Annotated in this window: 18 protein-coding genes; 17 read left to right on the top strand and 1 reads right to left on the bottom strand. The window is 43.7% G+C overall.

Going from position 1 to position 15342, the window contains the following annotated elements; genetic code table 11:
- Nucleotides 1-218: 218 nt before the first annotated feature.
- The gene (locus AC6H04_RS06725; protein WP_497570966.1) at nt 219-1340 is read right to left on the bottom strand and encodes a helix-turn-helix domain-containing protein; all 1122 of its coding nucleotides are present in this window, start codon (nt 1338-1340) and stop codon (nt 219-221) included.
- A gap of 343 nt (nt 1341-1683) precedes the next feature.
- On the opposite strand from AC6H04_RS06725, the gene AC6H04_RS06720 reads away from it, so the two are divergent.
- Genes AC6H04_RS06720 through AC6H04_RS06640 form a run of 17 tightly spaced genes read left to right on the top strand, consistent with a single transcriptional unit; the run spans nt 1684 to nt 15330 of the window.
- Nucleotides 1684-1977 carry a BMC domain-containing protein gene (locus AC6H04_RS06720; protein WP_054707976.1) on the top strand — a complete coding sequence of 98 codons (294 nt, stop codon included), beginning with the start codon at nt 1684-1686 and terminating at the stop codon, nt 1975-1977.
- A 33-nt stretch (nt 1978-2010) separates the two neighbouring features.
- Nucleotides 2011-2835 carry a propanediol utilization microcompartment protein PduB gene (gene pduB, locus AC6H04_RS06715; RefSeq protein ID WP_497570965.1) on the top strand — a complete coding sequence of 275 codons (825 nt, stop codon included), beginning with the start codon at nt 2011-2013 and terminating at the stop codon, nt 2833-2835.
- 18 nt (nt 2836-2853) lie between these two features.
- On the top strand, nt 2854-4530 hold the full coding sequence (locus AC6H04_RS06710; RefSeq protein ID WP_497570964.1) for a propanediol/glycerol family dehydratase large subunit: 1677 nt from the start codon (nt 2854-2856) through the stop codon (nt 4528-4530).
- Between the two features lie 28 nt (nt 4531-4558).
- Nucleotides 4559-5257 (top strand): propanediol/glycerol family dehydratase medium subunit, encoded by a 699-nt coding sequence (locus AC6H04_RS06705; protein WP_497570963.1) that lies wholly within the window; start codon nt 4559-4561, stop codon nt 5255-5257.
- Nucleotides 5258-5276: 19 nt separating this feature from the next.
- Nucleotides 5277-5798 carry a diol dehydratase small subunit gene (locus tag AC6H04_RS06700; RefSeq protein WP_497570962.1) on the top strand — a complete coding sequence of 174 codons (522 nt, stop codon included), beginning with the start codon at nt 5277-5279 and terminating at the stop codon, nt 5796-5798.
- Between the two features lie 15 nt (nt 5799-5813).
- On the top strand, nt 5814-7646 hold the full coding sequence (locus tag AC6H04_RS06695; protein ID WP_497570961.1) for a diol dehydratase reactivase subunit alpha: 1833 nt from the start codon (nt 5814-5816) through the stop codon (nt 7644-7646).
- Nucleotide 7647: 1 nt separating this feature from the next.
- A complete protein-coding gene (locus AC6H04_RS06690) occupies nt 7648-7998 on the top strand; it encodes a glycerol dehydratase reactivase beta/small subunit family protein (protein WP_497570960.1) in 351 nt (116 codons plus the stop codon).
- Nucleotides 7999-8015: 17 nt separating this feature from the next.
- On the top strand, nt 8016-8693 hold the full coding sequence (locus AC6H04_RS06685; RefSeq protein ID WP_497570959.1) for a BMC domain-containing protein: 678 nt from the start codon (nt 8016-8018) through the stop codon (nt 8691-8693).
- A gap of 9 nt (nt 8694-8702) precedes the next feature.
- Nucleotides 8703-8990: a BMC domain-containing protein gene (locus AC6H04_RS06680; protein WP_497571016.1), complete on the top strand. Its 288-nt coding sequence runs from the start codon at nt 8703-8705 to the stop codon at nt 8988-8990.
- A gap of 32 nt (nt 8991-9022) precedes the next feature.
- Complete coding sequence (gene pduL / locus AC6H04_RS06675; protein WP_497570958.1) at nt 9023-9670, top strand: phosphate propanoyltransferase; 648 nt, start codon at nt 9023-9025, stop codon at nt 9668-9670.
- Between the two features lie 29 nt (nt 9671-9699).
- Entirely contained in the window at nt 9700-10203 is a 504-nt protein-coding gene (gene pduM / locus AC6H04_RS06670) for a PduM family microcompartment protein (protein WP_098823454.1), read from the top strand.
- Nucleotides 10185-10454: a EutN/CcmL family microcompartment protein gene (locus tag AC6H04_RS06665; RefSeq protein ID WP_497570957.1), complete on the top strand. Its 270-nt coding sequence runs from the start codon at nt 10185-10187 to the stop codon at nt 10452-10454. The genes pduM and AC6H04_RS06665 overlap by 19 nt, the downstream gene beginning before the upstream one ends.
- 18 nt (nt 10455-10472) lie before the next feature.
- Nucleotides 10473-11051 (top strand): cob(I)yrinic acid a,c-diamide adenosyltransferase, encoded by a 579-nt coding sequence (locus AC6H04_RS06660; RefSeq protein WP_497570956.1) that lies wholly within the window; start codon nt 10473-10475, stop codon nt 11049-11051.
- A gap of 2 nt (nt 11052-11053) precedes the next feature.
- Complete coding sequence (locus AC6H04_RS06655) at nt 11054-11548, top strand: GlcG/HbpS family heme-binding protein (RefSeq protein WP_497570955.1); 495 nt, start codon at nt 11054-11056, stop codon at nt 11546-11548.
- 2 nt (nt 11549-11550) lie between these two features.
- A complete protein-coding gene (locus AC6H04_RS06650; RefSeq protein WP_497570954.1) occupies nt 11551-12996 on the top strand; it encodes an aldehyde dehydrogenase family protein in 1446 nt (481 codons plus the stop codon).
- A gap of 2 nt (nt 12997-12998) precedes the next feature.
- Entirely contained in the window at nt 12999-14120 is a 1122-nt protein-coding gene (locus AC6H04_RS06645; RefSeq protein WP_497570953.1) for a 1-propanol dehydrogenase PduQ, read from the top strand.
- Between the two features lie 22 nt (nt 14121-14142).
- Nucleotides 14143-15330: an acetate/propionate family kinase gene (locus tag AC6H04_RS06640; protein WP_497570952.1), complete on the top strand. Its 1188-nt coding sequence runs from the start codon at nt 14143-14145 to the stop codon at nt 15328-15330.
- The last annotated feature ends 12 nt before the right edge of the window (nt 15331-15342 follow it).

Raw genomic sequence — 15342 nt, 5'->3', positions numbered from 1 at the left:
TCATCCGTTTCAGTAAAAAGAGCCAAATTAGAATCATTATTTTTTGAAAACCATGAAAATTAACGCTATTTTTAAGACTATAACGCATTCAGAAAGTTATCACATGCTAAATAAATGAGAAAATTTACTATATTTTAATAGAACTTAATTGTCATTCGGCTAATCGTTGGTTGTGCAAAAAAATACCATTTTTACCCTTTGTTAATTGAAATAATAAGCTAGTTGTTAAAAGCGGTATAGATCCACTGAACAACCGACTTCCCTTTAACACTCACTGCGCTAGAAGGAACGGTCGGCTGCTTACAGTCAACGGTATAGATCCAGCCGCGAGACCCAGTAGAATCAGCTAAGTTACTAATATTGTTAAAGTAGGGATAGCCGTTAACCGGCTGGGAAAAGTAGGCAATATCGTGTTTTTGGAAGTAGCGCTTGGATACGTCAAAAACGGTATCACTGTCCCGCCAAGAAACATCTCGAGGAATCGTAAAGACCTTTTGAATAGAGGTATTCTGGTGACGGTATTCCGAAGGCGTCAAGCCAGTGCGTTGCTTAAAAATCTTGGTAAAGTAGCTGGTTTGCTGAAATCCAGTTTGGTTAGCAATGTAATTGATCGGTAATTTTGAAAGTGCCAGTCTTTCACTGGCAATGGCAATTTTTCGATAATTAATGTAGTCGATAAAGTTAACATCCAAGACTTTCTTGAAGATTCGACTGAGGTAGGAAGGTGATAGAAAGACTTCTTGCGCTACAGTTGAAAGAGAAATCGTGTGACGGATGTTTTTTTCAATGTATTGAATTGCAGCATCAATACTTTGGTTAACCCCATCGTCTTCCCCTTGAGATGTGGTCTGCAGACTATTTTCTGTGTTGTGATACTTGTTCCGATCGGTTTTAACTGGCTGAGTCGTAATTTGATTGCCTTCAGCTGTTGTTGCCCGCAGAAAAGTATCGAAGTAGCGGATTTGAGAAATCTGTTCCGTGTCCAGTGCGTCCCAAACTGAAACCGTAATGTTAAATTCGGGTTCTAGTAGTTGGTTGAAGATATTTTCCAAGTAGCTGCGGGAGAGGTAAATGCGTTGTTGGGAAACGTTGACTGAATTACAAATAATAAAGCCCCATAACCGATGTTCAATGGTTACTGGAAAGATGGCGTAAACCTTGAACGCATCAAAATTAATGTTTTGTTGAACCTCGTTAAGCCCCGAAAAAACAGTATTATCTTTGAGGAGTTGCTCATCTAGTGTATAGAAAACGGTATCAATCTGAGTGATACCTGAAAACGTCGCTACTGCCCCCGCGAGTGTGCGATAGTCTTCTTTTTTTAGTGGATAATCGATCATTAAGGTCCTCCTCCTGGAAGTATGACAGTCTTTTCACATATGCTTCATGAAAATGGTAAGCGCTATCAAGTACTCTAAATTCGATTTTAAAATAATTGTAACGTTAATTCAACATTATTTTTAAATAAATTTGTATTATTTTACACTAATACAACATTTTTTTGAAAGCGTTTACTATTTTTGACATCGAAAAAATCACTTGCTTAAAATATCACAAATAATATCACCTATAATGTAAGTGTTTTCAAAACTAATTGGAAGTGCGTAGAAATTAGATAATAACAGTATTTTAACGGTTACTGTCTAGCATCACCGCAGTTCCAAAATTTAGGAGGAAGCTCTAATGAACCAAGAAGCTTTAGGATTAATCGAAACGAAAGGTCTGGTTGCCTCAATCGAAGCAGCCGACGCAATGGTCAAGGCCGCAAATGTCGACCTGGTGGGCCAAGAAAAGATTGGTCATGGGTTAGTTACAGTTATGGTACGTGGTGATGTTGGTGCCGTAAAAGCAGCTGTTGATGCAGGTGTTCAAGCTGCTGAAAATATTGGTGAAGTTCTCTCTAACTACGTCATTCCACGTCCACATAGCGATGTTGAAAAAATTCTTCCAGATCCTAAGAAACTCTCTGCTGAATAGTCAGAACGCCTGATTAGGATAGGAGATTAGGGTATGAGTAAGGATAAAGACGCGTTAGTTGAGCAGGTAATGAGTGAGCTTCTCAAAAAAGGAATCTCACTTAAAGATAAAAATCAGTCAAATGCATCGGGAGGATTCGAAATGAATGATTTTTTAAACTCTACTAGTGTTGTCCCTGAGTTTGTTGGAACTCGTGAAATCGGTGACACCATTGGTATGTGCATTCCCAGTGTTGACCCAACTCTGTTAGATCAACTTCACATTACAAAGCGTTACTCTGTACTTGGTGTTCTTAGTGCTCGTTCAGGTGCTGGTCCTCATATTATGGCGATGGACGAAGCTGTTAAGGCAACTAACACAGAAGTTATCGATATCGAGCTGCCACGTGATACAAAGGGCGGTGCTGGTCATGGTTCTTTGATTCTTATTGGTGGGTATGACCCTTCAGATGTTCGTTCAGCTATCAATGTTGCATTGGATAACTTGAGCCGGACTTTTGGAGATGTTTATAACTCTGCTGCTGGTCACTTGGAATTACAATTTACTGCCCGTGCTTCAGGCGCCTGCCACATGGCATTTGGTGCTCCTGAGGGTAAGGCTTACGGTTTGATTTGTGGCGCCCCTGCTGGGATCGGTGTTGTTATGGCCGATACTGCTATTAAAACTGCTGGTGTAAACGTACTTTCCTTTGCTTCTCCTTCACATGGAACAAGCTTCTCAAACGAAGGTATGGTTCACATTAGTGGTGATTCAGGTGCCGTTCGTCAAGCTGTTATGGCTGGTCGTGAAGTTGGTCTGAAACTTTTGGCACAACTTGGCGAAAAACCAGTAAATGACTTTCCATCATACATTAAGTAGCAGGGAGGAGGAACAATATTGAAACGTCAAAAAAGATTTGAAAAATTAGAGAAACGTCCAGTACATCAAGATGGGTTCGTTAAGAACTGGGACGATGAAGGTTTAGTTGCTCTTAATGGTAAGAACGATCCAAAACCAAGTATCACGATTGAAAACGGTGTTGTTACTGAAATGGATGGTAAGAAGCGTGAAGACTTCGACCTTATCGATAAGTACATCGCTGAATACGGGATCAACTTGGACAACGCTGAAAAGACTTTAAACACGGATTCAGTTAAGATCGCCAACATGATGTGTGATCCTAATGTTCCCCGTGCTGAAATTATTAAATATACAACTGCTATGACACCAGCAAAGGCTGCTGAAGTTATCAGTCAATTAAACTTCGCTGAAATGATCATGGCAACTCAAAAGATGCGTCCACGTCGGACACCTATGACTCAAGTCCACGCCACTAACACTTTAGACAACCCAGTTGAAATTGCTGCTGATGCTGCCGAAGCTGCATTGCGTGGGGTTCCTGAAGAAGAAACCACCACTGCCATTGCTCGTTACGCACCTATGAACGCCATTTCAGTTATGGTCGGTGCACAAGCAGGTCGTCCAGGTGTTATCACTCAATGCTCTGTTGAGGAAGCTGATGAATTGAGTTTAGGTATGCGTGGGTTTACTGCCTATGCCGAAACCATTTCAGTTTATGGGACTGACCGGGTCTTCACTGATGGTGATGATACCCCTTGGTCAAAAGGTTTCTTAGCTTCTTGCTACGCTTCACGTGGGTTGAAGATGCGGTTTACTTCAGGTGCCGGTTCAGAAGTTATGATGGGCTACACTGAAGGTAAATCAATGCTTTATCTTGAAGCACGTTGTATCTACATTACCAAAGCTTCAGGTGTTCAAGGTCTACAAAACGGTGGTGTTAGTTGTATCGGTATGCCAGGTGCCGTTGTAGGTGGTATCCGTGAAGTCTTAGGTGAAAACTTACTATGTATGTCACTTGACGTTGAATGTGCTTCTGGTTGTGACCAAGCCTTCTCTCACTCTGACATTCGTCGGACTGGCCGTATGATTGGTCAATTCATCGCCGGTACTGATTACCTGTCATCAGGTTATGCTGCCGAAGAAAACATGGATAACACCTTCGCTGGTTCAAACATGGATGTTTTGGACTACGATGATTACATCACTTTGGAACGTGATATGGCTATCAATGGTGGTATCATGCCAATCACCGAAGAGGAATCTATCAAGATTCGTCACAAAGCTGCGGTTGCTCTGCAAGCTGTCTTTGATGGTTTAGGCTTACCACAGATCACCGATGAAGAAGTTGAAGCTGCAACTTACGGCAGTAACTCAAACGACATGCCAAAACGTGACATGGTGCAAGATATGAAAGCTGCTCAAGACTTGATGTCTCGTGGTACTACTGTTGTTGACGTTATCAAGGCCTTATATGACCATGATATTAAGGACGTCGCTGAGGCTGTGCTTAAGTTAGCGCAACAAAAAGTTTGTGGTGACTACCTGCAAACATCCGCTGTCTTCTTGGATGGATGGAAGTGTACTTCAGCTATCAACAACGCTAACGATTACAAAGGCCCAGGTACTGGTTACCGTGTATGGGAAGACAAAGACAAGTGGGATCGTCTAGAGAACGTTCCATGGGCTTTGGATCCTCAGAAGTTGGAATTCTAACCAGTCAGGTCGAAGGGAGGTAAGCACAGTGAGTTCAGAAATCGATGAAACATTGTTAAGAAATATTATCAAAGGCGTTTTAAAGGAAGTTCAAGACTCTGATACGCCAATTTCCTTTGGTGGTCAAGCTACAGCTACTACCCCAGTTGCTGGTGCCCAAGAAGGTGCCGTACCGGAAAAGAAATTGGATTGGTTCCAGCATGTCGGCCTTGCTAAGCCAGGCTTGTCTAAGGATGAAGTTGTGATTGGTGTTGCCCCAGCATTCGCTGAAGTGTTAACACAAACCATGACGAAGATCCAACACAAAGACATCTTGCGTCAAGTTATCGCCGGTATTGAAGAAGAAGGTCTTAAGGCCCGTGTTGTTAAGGTTTATCGGACTTCAGACGTTTCTTTCGTTTCCGCCGATGTTGACAAATTGTCAGGATCTGGTATCTCAGTTGCTATTCAATCTAAGGGGACAACGATCATTCACCAAAAGGATCAAGCACCGCTGTCAAACCTTGAATTGTTCCCACAAGCTCCAGTTTTGACATTGGACGCTTACCGTCAAATCGGTAAAAATGCTGCCCAGTACGCCAAGGGTATGTCACCAAACCCAGTGCCAACAATTAACGACCAAATGGCCCGTGTTGCATATCAAGCACTTTCTGCTTTGATGCACATTAAGGAAACTAAACAGGTTGTTATCGGGAAGCCTGCCGAAGAAATTAAGGTAACCTTTTAATTGAGGAGGATTTATTAATATGAGCGAAGTAGATGACTTAGTAGCTAGAATTGCTGCTCAGCTACAGAAAAGTGGAAACGCTTCTAGTGCGTCAACTAGTACTGGTACTTCAGCTGGTTCCGAAAAAGAATTAGGTGCAGCGGATTACCCACTATTTGAAAAGCACCCAGATAAAATCAAAACACCAACCGGTAAGGACGTTCAAGAAATTACCTTGGAAAATGTCATTAACGGCAAGGTAGACGCAAAGGATATGCGGATTACACCCGCAACCTTGAAGTTACAAGGTGAAATTGCTGCCAACGCAGGTCGTCCAGCAATTCAACGTAACTTCCAGCGGGCTTCTGAATTAACTTCAGTTCCCGATGATGTCGTTTTGGATTTGTATAACTCATTACGGCCATTCCGTTCAACAAAACAAGAATTGTTAGATACCGCTAAAGAACTTCGTGACAAGTACAACGCACCTATCTGTGCCGGCTGGTTTGAAGAAGCTGCCGAGAACTACGAAGTCAACAAGAAGTTGAAGGGCGATAACTAGTTAGGGGTTTTTAGTATGACACGTGTAATTGGTGTTGATATCGGAAATTCCTCTACTGAAGTTGCCCTTGCTGATGTGTCTGACAGTGGTGAAGTAAATTTCATTAATTCTGGAATTTCCGAAACAACTGGCATCAAAGGTACCAAGCAAAACTTGATTGGGGTGCGTAAATCCATCCAAATCGTTTTGAAAAAGTCAAATATGCAAATTTCCGATGTTGATCTGATTCGGATCAACGAAGCAACCCCCGTTATTGGTGATGTTGCTATGGAAACCATTACCGAAACAGTCATCACTGAATCAACGATGATTGGCCACAACCCAGGTACGCCTGGGGGTGTCGGGACTGGTTCTGGTTACACGGTAAATTTGCTAGATTTGTTGAACCAAACGGATAAGGAACGTCCTTATGTCGTTGTCATCTCGAAAGAAATCGATTTCGCTGATGCAGCAAAGCTGATCAACGCGTATGTAGCTTCTGGCTACAAGATCACCGCTGCCATTCTGCAAAGTGATGATGGTGTGCTGATCAATAATCGACTGGATCACCCGATTCCAATCGTGGATGAAGTTTCACAGATCGACAAGGTACCGCTGAACATGCTTGCCGCGGTGGAAGTTGCACCGCCTGGCAAAGTTATTGCTCAGCTCTCTAACCCATACGGCATTGCGACACTGTTCGAGCTTTCTTCTGAAGAAACCAAGAACATTGTTCCAGTTGCCCGGGCCTTAATCGGAAACCGTTCAGCCGTTGTTATCAAGACGCCTGCAGGTGATGTTAAAGCCCGTGTTATCCCAGCCGGTAAAATTCTGATCAATGGTCAACCAAATGGCCATGGTGAGGTTAATGTTGCGGCTGGTGCCGATGCCATCATGAAAAAACTGAACGAATTCAAGAGTATCGATGATATTACCGGTGAATCTGGTACTAATATTGGCGGTATGCTCGAAAAAGTTCGTCAAACAATGGCTGAGTTAACCGGTAAGCAAAACAAAGATATTGCGATTCAAGATTTATTAGCTGTTAACACGTCTGTCCCAGTGACGGTTCGTGGTGGCTTGGCTGGTGAATTTTCGATGGAGCAAGCCGTTGGAATTGCTGCCATGGTTAAATCCGATCACTTACAAATGCAAGCGATTGCAGATCTCATGAAAGACGAATTTCACGTTCAAGTTGAAATTGGTGGTGCAGAAGCTGAATCAGCTATCTTGGGTGCCTTAACGACACCTGGGACGACAAAGCCAATTGCCATCCTTGACTTAGGTGCTGGTTCAACCGATGCTTCAATTATCAACCAGAAAGATGAAAAAGTTGCCATTCACTTGGCTGGTGCCGGTGATATGGTCACCATGATCATCAACTCTGAACTTGGATTGGAAGATCCATACTTGGCTGAGGATATTAAGAAGTATCCACTGGCTAAGGTTGATAATCTCTTCCAGTTACGGCATGAAGATGGTGCCGTTCAATTCTTCGAAGATCCATTACCTGCTGATTTATTTGCCAGAGTTGTGGCTGTTAAACCAGATGGTTATGAACCTCTTCCTGGTAATTTGAGTATTGAGAAAGTTAAAATCGTACGTCAAACTGCTAAGAAACGGGTATTCGTAACCAACGCAATTCGTGCCTTACACCACGTTAGTCCAACAGGTAATATCCGAGATATCCCATTCGTGGTCATTGTCGGTGGCTCTGCCCTTGACTTTGAAATTCCACAATTGGTCACCGATGAATTATCACATTATAACTTAGTTGCAGGTCGTGGTAATATTCGGGGGATTGAAGGCCCACGAAACGCCGTGGCAACAGGTTTGATTCTTTCATATGCGAGCGAGAAGAGGGGATAGTATGGCTTTTGATTCTGAACGTCCGTCAATTATTTTGGCGACACCAACGGGTACTAATGGCCAACTTCCAGCAGTTCTTGAACCAATGCTAAATGGTATTGAAGAGGAGCAGATTCCTTTTCAAATTCTCGATATGGAAGGCGATTCAGCAGTTGAACGCGCCTATAATGCTTCAGTCGCTTCACGATTATCAGTGGGGGTTGGGTTTGACGATACACACATTATTGTGCATTACAAAAACCTAAAACCTGAAAGTCCACTGTTCGATGTGGTTATCACGGATGCTGCATCGATTCGTAAAGTTGGCGCAAATGCCGCTCGACTGGTCAAAGGAGTTCCATTCAAGAAATAAAGACAGGTGACTATTTTATGCAATCAATTGGATACCTTGAAGTAGAAGGTCTTCCTGGCGCAATTGTCGCGGCAGATAGAATGCTTAAAACAGCCGATGTTGATCTTAAATACGTTGAAAATACTAAGGGTGGCGGCTGGATTACAGTCTCTGTCACTGGCGATGTGGCTGCTGTGCAAGCAGCCATCGACGCCGGAATCGGTGAACTTGGCGATCATGTTTACTGTTCAGACGTGATTGCTAACCCCGCACCTGGTATTGAAACCTTAGGTAAGAACGATGCAATTAAGGGCAATCATTTAGATGACCAAGGACCAGACGATCCTAAAGGACCTGATGATCCTAAAGGTCCGGATGATTCACAAGGACCAGATGATGGTCCTGCCCCGAAGGACACCCCTAAGCCAAAAGATGATTCATTGGCGGCATCACCGGTGGAAGAATCGACCAATACAATCGATCAGGCTAGAGGAGCAAATGCTGCTCCTTTAGCTTTGTCAAAAGCAAAAACACCAGATGCCAAGCAAAAGGAAGAACCAGCGTCGAAAAAGCCGGCCCCAGCTAAAAAAGCCGACAAAAAAGAAACAAAGAAATTCACGTGCAATTTGTGTGAGGATCCCGCTTGCCCACGCAAGATGGGTGAACCTCACAAGAAGTGCATTCACTACGAAGAATTAAAAGGCGCCAAAAAATAGGAGGAATTAATAATGAATAACGCATTAGGAATGATTGAAACTAAAGGTCTTGTTGCATCTATCGAAGCTGCCGATGCAATGGTTAAAGCAGCCAATGTTGTCATGGTTGGCCAAGAAAAAATTGGTAGTGGGCTAGTTACTGTTATGGTTCGTGGAGATGTTGGTGCCGTTAAGGCTTCTGTTGATGCTGGTGTTCAAGCCGCTGAAAACATTGGTGAAGTTTTGACTTCATTCGTTATCCCTCGTCCACACGCTGAAGTTGAAAACATCCTGCCTCAACCAAAAGAAGCAAAATAATCAATAATCGAAAAAAGGGTGGCTGTTAACTTATGGAATTAACTGATGAGAAACTCAGACAAGTGATTAAACAAGTGATTGCGGAGGAATGTGACCCTAACCGTGTTCAAGTTAGTGTTTCAAACCACCATATTCACTTGACTAAAGAAGATTTTAAGACGTTATTTCCAAACGGCAAGATGGAAGCGTTTAAGCCACTGAAACAACCTGGCGAATACGCTACAGCAAACGTGGCAACGGTTGTCGGCCCTGCTGGTAAGATCGAACATGTTCGGGTTTTGGGCCCATGCCGGTCACATTCTCAAGTTGAGATTGCCCGTTCAGAAGCCATCGCTATTGGTGTTGATGCACCAATTCGCCTTTCTGGGCATTTGGATGGCACACCTTCTGTTAAACTTGTGACCCCAGATGGCCAAGTTGACGTGCAAGGTGTGATCGTTGCAAAGCGTCACATTCATATGAGTGATGATGATGCCAAGCGTTTGGGTGTCAAACTCGGTGACACGGTTTGTGTTGAGATCTTGTCTAACGATCGTCGGACAACGTTTAACGACGTGATTGCCCGTCCTCGTAAGGACTTTGTGCTTGAAATGCATATCGACACTGATGAGGCTAATGCCGCTAATGTCGGCATGGGCAGCACCACTTACGGCCGAATCATCGTTCCGGATAAGAAATAACATTGAATTTATGAGGGTTGGTGGCCAACATGGATCATCTAATTGAGCAAGTACTGACGAAAATCAGGCAACGCGAACACCAATCTTTCGAAGTCGATTATCTTGATCGGACTTTACCACCTGATGATAAAGTTTTTACCGACTTTGCAAATGTATCAATTAATGACGTCACAATCGACCTGTTAATTGAGCTTTATCGGGTGAACACGACCAATTCTTGGATCCACTGGATTTTGCAAGGGATTAGTTTTCAAGTAAACTTCACGTTTAACATTAGTCAATACATGGTCAACTTTATTCCTAAAAAGATGCTGTTGGATTGGCCGGTGAAATTTGTTGTTGACAAAGAACGTCCCGTGGTCACGTTCAATAAACAAACTGTCAGCCGGGGTGATGTTGCAGGACTTCCTGATAAGGCGGTCTTAGTCGTTACCGACGCACAGTCTTTAACAACCGAAGCCAAGGAAGTCAGCCGGTTAAAGCAGATTACTATACAGATTAGGACTGATGAAGATTGTATATGGCAAAAGTAGTTGGAAGCGTTGTCTCAACGCAAAAAGATCGATCACTGGTCGGCAGAAAGTTAATGATTGTGCAGCCGGTAAACTCTGATGGTAAAGCAGTCCGTCATGAAGAAGTGGCTGCAGACAGTGTCGGAGCCGGAATTGGCGAGTATGTTTTACTCGTTCGAGGTGCCGGTGCGAGACGCGCGACTCCAGAAGAAATTTCTAAAGATGTCAACGATTGCTCAATCGTCGGCATTATAGACCGATTTGATAAGTGATAAAGAAGGGATAAGCTAATGGCCATTTATACTAAGGGTGGCGATAAAGGCAACACAAGTTTATTCGACGGTAAACGTGTCCCTAAGAACTCCTTGCGAGTTGAAACCTATGGTACCTTCGATGAACTAAACGCCAATGTGAGTTTAGCTGACAAATTTTGTCTTGACCCAGAAAACCGAAAAATTCTGCAACGAATTGAATACCGGATGTTCTTCCTTCAAGGTGAAATTGCCACTGAAGAGCCAGAAAAGTTCCGGCAGCAAAGTACGATCATCACCGATGAAGATGTTCATTATCTGGAATCAATAATTGACAAATACACAGCGGAACTGCCAAAGGTAACGTCTTTCATTCTACCTGGTTCCAGTTGTGCGGGTGCGCAATTACATGTTTGTCGGACGGTTTGCCGTCGCGCCGAGAGACAATTCGTTTCGTTCATGGAAGAAAATGAAGTTCGTCCTGAGCTGGAGCGTTATGTGAATCGTCTGTCTGATTTCTTCTACATCATGGCTCGTTCTGAAGACCATGTGGCAGAAAATCAGAAGATCATCAACATGGTTGTTGATCGGTATAAAAAGGCAATGGAGGAATCCTAATTATGAACAAAGAACAAATTAGTCAAATCATCAGTGAAGTCTTAGCTGACAATGGCGTTCAGGCTCCTAAAGAGGATAAGACCAACGTTTTTGATAAGCACAAGATGGAACGTGCTATCGATGCCGGAATCGCCAAAGCTAACGAACTTAAAGTTGGTGTGACATTTGCGATTATGGATTGTAAGCAAGTTGTTCAAATGTCATATCATATGCCCAACGGGAATTTAGTTGGTACATTTTTAGCACCTAAAAAGGCTTGGTCCGCTATTGCAATGAAGGAACCTACTAAGGATATCAGTAAAGACATCCAACCAGGTGGGCCTTTATACCAAATGGAAACAATGCTGGATGGTAAATTAGTATCATTCCCAGGGGGTATTCCATTAACTTGCGACGGTGAGATTTTCGGTGCCGTTGGTGTAAGCGGTGGCTTGGTTGAAGAAGATCAAGCTATCTGTGAAGCTGTCGTAAGCGAATTTCTAAAGGAGAGTAACTGAGTATGGCAGATCAAAATATTGAAGCAGAAATCAGACGAATTTTACAAGAAGAATTAAGCGGTAACGCTTCATCCAGTGCTGCTGGTACAACCACCAGCCAGCCTGATGGGTTAGGTAACGGGATCTTCACCGACGTGAACGATGCCATTGCCGCTGCTAAGCAAGCTCAGGAAATCTTACAAGATAAGCCACTTGCCTTCCGTAAAAAGATCGTTCAAGCAATCAAAGATGGTTTCGGCCCATACATTGAATATATGGCACAACAAACCCGTGAAGAAACTGGCATGGGGACTGTTGAAGCTAAGATTGCTAAGTTAAAGAACGCACTTTACAACACACCAGGTGTTGAATTACTTGAACCAGAAGTTGAAACTGGTGACGGCGGAATGGTGATGTATGAATACACGCCATTCGGTGTTATCGGTGCTGTTGGCCCAAGTACGAACCCTTGTGAAACGGTTTTGAATAACTCCATCATGATGATATCTGCTGGGAACACTGTGTTCTTTGGTGCTCACCCTGGTGCAAAGAATATTACACGATGGGCCGTTGAAAAGTTGAACGAATTTGTTTACAAAGCTACTGGATTGAAGAACGTGCTGGTTTCTCTGGACACGCCATCAATTGAATCCGTTCAAGAAATGATGAAACATCCAGACATTGCAATGCTGGCTGTTACTGGTGGTCCTGCCGTTGTGCACCAAGCATTGACTAGCGGCAAGAAGGCCGTTGGTGCCGGTGCCGGTAACCCACCTGCAATGGTTGATGCTACTGCTGATCTTGATTTGGCAGCACACAACCTTTACACCTCAGCTAAGTTTGACAATGAAATCCTGTGTACTTCTGAAAAGGAAATCATTGCTGAAAACTCAATCAAAGATGAACTTCTGCAAAAGATCGTTGCTAAGGGTGCTTGCCTCCTGACTGACCCTAAAGACATCCAACACTTGGCTGATATGACCATCCAAGCAAACGGTGCCCCTGATCGGAAGTACGTTGGTAAAGATGCTACCTTCATTTTGGAAGCTGCTGGTATTTCATACACTGGCGATCCTAAGCTGATCATGATGGATGTTGACAAGGACAACCCACTGGTTAAGACCGAAATGTTAATGCCAATCTTACCAATCGTCGGCTGCCCAGACTTTGATTCTGTTTTAGCAACAGCCGTTGAAGTTGAAGGTGGCAACCACCATACTGCTTCAATTCACTCAAACAACATTCAACACATCAACAAGGCTGCTCACCGGATGAACACCTCGATCTTCGTTGCAAACGGTCCTACATTTGCCGCAACTGGTGTTGGTGATAACGGCTACTACAGTGGTGCTGCTGCGCTGACAATTGCTACCCCAACTGGTGAAGGAACTACCACTACTAAGACCTTTACCCGTCGTCGTCGTTTCAACTGTCCACAAGGGTTCTCACTTCGTTCTTGGGAGGTTTAACTATGGAAGAGTTTAAAATTCCAACCAAGGTCTTCTCTGGTAATGACAGTCTAACTTGGCTGCAAAACATTTCAAATAAAAAGATTTTAATGGTGTGTGACGCCTTCTTACCTGGGACACCAACGCTTGATCGAATCAAGAAGAATGTTGAAGGTAAAAATGAAGTGACCATCTTCTCTGATGTGAAACCAGATCCACCGCTGGAAAACATTATGGCCGGCGTTGAGGTCTTCAACAAAGTTCAACCTAACGTTGTGATCGGTATTGGTGGCGGTTCTGCTATTGATACTGGGAAAGCAGTTCGGTTCTTTGGCGAAAAACTCAACAAGTACACCATTGAATTATTCGTTGCTGTTCCAACGACCAGTGGGACTGGTTCCGAAGTCACACAACACAGTGTGTTAACTGATACGGAACACCATAAGAAAGCACCAATCATGGAAGACAGTATCATTCCAGATGTTGCCTTACTGGATCCACAACTTGTGATGACGGCACCTAAGAGTGTCAGTGCGTTCTCAGGGCTCGATGTCTTGACCCACTCACTGGAAGCATTAGTTGCTCAGGATTCAAACACGATCACGGATGCTTTAGCTGAAAAAGCTGCTAGTGTTATCTTGCATAACCTAGTTGAATGCTACCGTCATGGTGACAACGAAGAAGCACGTAAGGTTGTGCATGAAGCTTCCTGTGCTGCTGGTATGGCTTTTGCTAATGCCGGTCTTGGGATTGCCCACTCTATTGCTCACCAATTAGGGGCTAACTTCCACGTACCGCATGGCTTAGCATGTGCTATGATGTTGCCGCACGTTGTTTTATACAACGCAAGCAAATCTGAATATGCGCTGCACAAGTACGCTGAAGCCTTTAAGAAGTCTGGCTTAGTTTCAAACAGCATGAGTGATCGTATCGCGGTTAAGCGTTTAGCTGCCCAGATTCAGCACATGATGGTTGAAATGGATTGCCCACAGACGTTGAAGTCATTTGGTGTCGATCCAGCTGAAGCTGCAAAGATGGTCGATGAAGTTGTCGATGGCGCTAAGAAGGATGGGACTTTCCCTGGTAACCCAGTTGTGCCTTCAGACGAAGACCTTGCTGCGTTATACAAACAAGTTATTAAATAAGATTTAGAGAGGAAGCACATCTATGTCACAGAAAATCCTTGCCATCAATGCCGGGAGTTCTTCTTTGAAGTTTAAGCTCTATGATATGCCCGAAGAAGTTGTTCTGGTAAGCGGATTGGTTGATCGTATCAGTCACGAAGACGCCATTTTTACCTATAAAATTGGTGGCCAAACTGACAAACATGAGACGGTACAACCGGTCAAAGACCACACTGCCGCTGTTCAACTGGTGATTGACGCACTTTTAGGAAGCGGACTCATCCAAGACAAGTCTGAAATTATCGGTGTTGGTCACCGGGTTTCACACGGTGGTCGTTATTACACCCAGTCAGTTGAAATCGATGATGATGTTGCCGAAAAGATCGACGAGTTGTCTGTTTTATCACCATTGCACAACCCTGTCAACCTGTTAGGTATTCAAGCTTTTGAAAAGTTATTGCCTGATGCCAAAGAAGTTGCAGTCTTTGATACTTCCTTCCATAGCACGATGCCACGTAAGGCATTTATGTACGCGCTTCCTTACAAATATTACACAGAAGATGGCGTACGGCGCTATGGGTTCCATGGTCAATCACACCAGTATATTTACAGCGAGGCAACTCGTTTATTGGGTGAACAAGCGACAAGTAAATTGATTTCTTGTCATTTGGGTAATGGGGCAAGTATCTGTGCCATTAAGGATGGTAAATCAGTCAACACTTCCATGGGCTTTACGCCGTTAGCAGGTCTCGTAATGGGGACCCGTTCCGGAGATGTTGATCCTGAGATTCTGCCATTCTTGGAAGAAGAACACCATCTGAGTTCTGAAGATGTTCGTAGCATGTTGAATCATGATTCTGGCTTAAAGGGGTTGTCCGATGTTTCTAATGACGTTCGTGACGTTCTTGATGCCGAGAGTCAGGGTAATGACCGCGCTAAGTTGGCGCTGGAAGTTTACGTTCATCAGATTCAAGAATACATTGGTAGTTACACCACTGATCTTGAAGGTCTGACCACGCTGGTCTTTACCGCTGGTGTTGGTGAACATTCGGCACCAATCAGACAACGTGTTTGCGAACGGCTTGGCTACCTTGGCGTTAAGATTGACGATGCCAAGAACCAAGCAAATGAAGTAGAGATTCAAGCCGATGATAGTCGTGTTAAAGTAATGGTCATTCCAACTGATGAGGAATTGATCATTGCGCGTGATACGCAAAAGATTGTTGGTTAAAAACAGTCGTAA

It is taken from the genome of Secundilactobacillus sp. MJ173, assembly GCF_059704265.1.
This window is presented reverse-complemented; position numbering and strand designations above follow the sequence as displayed.

Coding starts and splice junctions, on each gene's coding strand:
- AC6H04_RS06725 (WP_497570966.1), bottom strand. CDS start 1,340: ATGATCGATTATCCACTAAAAAAAGAAGACTATCGCACACTCGCGGGG.
- AC6H04_RS06720 (WP_054707976.1), top strand. CDS start 1,684: ATGAACCAAGAAGCTTTAGGATTAATCGAAACGAAAGGTCTGGTTGCC.
- pduB (WP_497570965.1), top strand. CDS start 2,011: ATGAGTAAGGATAAAGACGCGTTAGTTGAGCAGGTAATGAGTGAGCTT.
- AC6H04_RS06700 (WP_497570962.1), top strand. CDS start 5,277: ATGAGCGAAGTAGATGACTTAGTAGCTAGAATTGCTGCTCAGCTACAG.
- AC6H04_RS06695 (WP_497570961.1), top strand. CDS start 5,814: ATGACACGTGTAATTGGTGTTGATATCGGAAATTCCTCTACTGAAGTT.
- AC6H04_RS06690 (WP_497570960.1), top strand. CDS start 7,648: ATGGCTTTTGATTCTGAACGTCCGTCAATTATTTTGGCGACACCAACG.
- AC6H04_RS06685 (WP_497570959.1), top strand. CDS start 8,016: ATGCAATCAATTGGATACCTTGAAGTAGAAGGTCTTCCTGGCGCAATT.
- pduL (WP_497570958.1), top strand. CDS start 9,023: ATGGAATTAACTGATGAGAAACTCAGACAAGTGATTAAACAAGTGATT.
- pduM (WP_098823454.1), top strand. CDS start 9,700: ATGGATCATCTAATTGAGCAAGTACTGACGAAAATCAGGCAACGCGAA.
- AC6H04_RS06660 (WP_497570956.1), top strand. CDS start 10,473: ATGGCCATTTATACTAAGGGTGGCGATAAAGGCAACACAAGTTTATTC.
- AC6H04_RS06655 (WP_497570955.1), top strand. CDS start 11,054: ATGAACAAAGAACAAATTAGTCAAATCATCAGTGAAGTCTTAGCTGAC.
- AC6H04_RS06650 (WP_497570954.1), top strand. CDS start 11,551: ATGGCAGATCAAAATATTGAAGCAGAAATCAGACGAATTTTACAAGAA.
- AC6H04_RS06645 (WP_497570953.1), top strand. CDS start 12,999: ATGGAAGAGTTTAAAATTCCAACCAAGGTCTTCTCTGGTAATGACAGT.
- AC6H04_RS06640 (WP_497570952.1), top strand. CDS start 14,143: ATGTCACAGAAAATCCTTGCCATCAATGCCGGGAGTTCTTCTTTGAAG.